The organism is Streptococcus cristatus (assembly GCF_003943815.1).
Lineage (GTDB): Bacteria > Bacillota > Bacilli > Lactobacillales > Streptococcaceae > Streptococcus > Streptococcus cristatus_F.
Genome location: NZ_RJNA01000065.1, coordinates 1 through 516, shown reverse-complemented (window position 1 = coordinate 516; position 516 = coordinate 1). Strand labels below are relative to the sequence as shown.

Below are 516 nucleotides of genomic sequence, written 5' to 3'. Positions count from 1 at the left end.
ACCTTAGCTAGTGGAGATTTGCCATCCTTACCGTCTTTGACGATTGTTGAAGATGTTACTTCGTCTGGATCCAACTGACCATTGCCATTCTTATCAAGACCAACTTTAACAGTATGGTTGCCGTTCTTATCCAGGCCAACTTTAACAGTGTGCGTGCCGTTGTTATTATCGACAACTTGGGCTAATGATGGCTTACCATCTTCTCCTTTAGCGCCAGTTGCGCCTGTAGCACCAGTCGCTCCGGTTGCCCCAGCTTTTCCATCCTTACCATCTTTGACGATAGTTGAAGATGTTACTTCATCTGGATCAAGCTGACCATTGTTGTTCTTATCGAGGCCGACTTGAACAGTATGGGTGCCGTTGTTGTTGTCAACAACCTTAGCTAGTGGAGATTTGCCATCCTTACCGTCTTTGACGATTGTTGAAGATGTTACTTCGTCTGGATCCAACTGACCATTGCCATTCTTATCAAGACCAACTTTAACAGTATGAGTACCGTCGTTGTTGTCTACGACT

The 516-nt window shown here is 45.0% G+C and carries 1 protein-coding gene; it reads right to left on the bottom strand.

Annotation, left to right across the window (positions count from 1 at the left end; genetic code table 11):
• A partial coding sequence (locus D8872_RS10910; protein ID WP_446677444.1) for a collagen-flanked surface repeat-containing protein occupies positions 1-516 on the bottom strand: 516 nt, incomplete at both ends.